This is a genomic window from Halopseudomonas yangmingensis (genome assembly GCF_900114825.1).
Lineage (GTDB): Bacteria > Pseudomonadota > Gammaproteobacteria > Pseudomonadales > Pseudomonadaceae > Halopseudomonas > Halopseudomonas yangmingensis.
In genome coordinates, this window is the sequence record NZ_FOUI01000036.1 from 1 (window position 1) to 2,200 (window position 2,200).

Below are 2,200 nucleotides of genomic sequence, written 5' to 3' on the forward strand. Positions count from 1 at the left end.
AAAAAAAATATTTCTGTCATTTTGCCGGCAAAGAATGAATCTGGCGCAATAAAAAAAACTGTAGAAGATATTGTAACTCTATTGCCTTCAGCTCAAGTTATTGTAGTCGATGATGGATCCACAGATAGCACTGCAAGCGAGGCAGTAGGAGCTGGGGCTTATGTAGTGAGACACCCATATAGCAAGGGTAACGGTGCCGCAATTAAAACTGGCGCTCGCGCTGCCACCGGCGACATACTGATTTTCCTTGATGCTGATGGTCAACACGCCCCGGCAGATATACCAAGACTCCTGGAGCGACTTGCACAAGACAATGACATGGTAGTTGGCGCCCGCCAATCTGGCTCACAAGCCAACATTGGTCGCGGCCTTGCCAATGGCTTCTACAACAGACTGGCCAGCTACATGACCGGACACAGAGTCGAGGATCTTACGTCCGGCTTTAGAGCAGTAAAAGCAGACAAGTTTCGAGAGTTTCTCTATCTATTGCCAAACGGCTTCTCCTACCCTACCACCAGCACCATGGCATTTTTTCGTGCAGGCTATTCAGTGGCCTACGAGCCAATCCATACAGCTCAGCGTATCGGTAAAAGCCATATCAAACCTCTGCAAGATGGGATACGCTTTCTTCTGATTATTTTCAAGATAGGCACGCTATACTCCCCATTAAAGCTTTTTGCACCAATAGCTGCAGTTGCTTTCACAATGGCATCAGTCTGGTATGGTTATACGCTTTTTACTGAAGGACGCTTCACTAATATGAGCGCTCTACTTTACACAGGTAGTGTAATGATATTTCTCATGGGGCTGATATCAGAACAAATAACCGCGCTCATGTACAAAGATAGCAAATAATGAATTTTATATTCCCCCAAGAAAGAATGGATAAAGGCATGAAACTCACCCGTGGTGCCACTTGAAAAAAGCAACCTTAATTGGCTGGAACTATGGCTCAAGATCAGATTAGCCAATGTTAAATAAGCTAAGGCTATCATTCCTCAAAGGCCCCATCGCTCTCGGCACTGTCCGTACCAGTATCATCTTGGGCATGCGTCTACTGATTCAGGCCAGCACTCTTTTTATTCTTGCGGCGACACTTGGGCCCGCAGGTTTTGGGCTATATGCAGGACTGGGCGCCATGGCTGTTCTGATGGGTGGAATGTCCAACTTCGGAACTCACCTTGTCTTATTGCGCGAAATATCTTGTGCTTCTGACAAACAGGATACAACTCAGCGTCTAGCTTTGGGTACCACGGCTTTATGTGGGCCAGTGCTATTACTTACATACATTATATTGGCTCATATTTTTTTCAAAGTCTCCGGTGATCTGTACTGGATTATTCTGTGCATTGGTGCTGCTGAAATAATTTTTCAGCCTTTTCTGATCATTGCAGCTATGGAGCTTCATGGTAAAGGTCGTGTTGCACGTTCACAAGTATTACTGATTATGCCAATTTGCATACGTTTACTTGTGGTTGCTTTCATTGCTGGAACTAGTTTGGATGACCCACTCCATCAATATGCTTATGGGCACTTAATTGCCGTATTATTGCCGCTTGGGTATGTGGTATGGCAAGCACCCTCTATCTGGCGTGAGCCTCTCCGCTGGCGTGTAGCCCGGCGACCTGAGTGGCCTGCCCTTGGAGGCTATGCGATTACAAATATCAGCGCCAGCGGAGTCTCAGAACTCGACAAGATGCTGGCTGTACGCCTCCTTCCACTTGGCATTGCAGGTGTGTATTCGGCAGCCTCCAGAGTAGTCGGCTCCCTTGTAATGCCGGTTATGGCCATGATACTCAGCGCAATGCCACGCCTGTTTCGCAGCGAGGCCGCAACTGGAAAAAAGCTTCAGTGCTGGTTATTTACCATAGCTGGGATATACGGCTTTTTCGCGGCGACAACCATGATCATTTTCTCCCCATGGATCGAATTAGCACTGGGAGAGATTTATTCAGGTGTCAGTGAGCTTATACATACCCTGGCTTTTGCCGTTCCGGCGCTGTGTGTGCGTGCAGCAGCAACCAACGTGCTTACCACGCTAGGGAGACCATGGATACGTATTAGTCTGGAGCTAACTGGCTGGGTGGTGATCGTCGTATTGGCTCTAAGGAAACGCTGCACAAATCAGCCATCCACCTGAGTGTCCAGCCCCGAGTATAATCACCAGACACTGCCACTACCTCAGCCAAGCCACCCGATG

General features: G+C 47.9%; 2 protein-coding genes. Both read left to right on the forward strand.

All coding sequences use genetic code 11. The features are described from left to right. The coding region (locus BMZ23_RS14670; protein ID WP_342707845.1) for a glycosyltransferase family 2 protein at nucleotides 1-855 on the forward strand (855 nt) is incomplete at its 5' end. Between the two features lie 193 nt (nucleotides 856-1,048). Then, a complete protein-coding gene (locus tag BMZ23_RS14675; protein ID WP_143069626.1) occupies nucleotides 1,049-2,140 on the forward strand; it encodes a lipopolysaccharide biosynthesis protein in 1,092 nt (363 codons plus the stop codon). Nucleotides 2,141-2,200 lie beyond the last annotated feature (60 nt).

Bases quoted from the DNA above. Each gene is read 5' to 3' on its own strand.
- BMZ23_RS14675 (WP_143069626.1), top strand. From the start codon at position 1,049: ATGCGTCTACTGATTCAGGCCAGCACTCTTTTTATTCTTGCGGCGACA.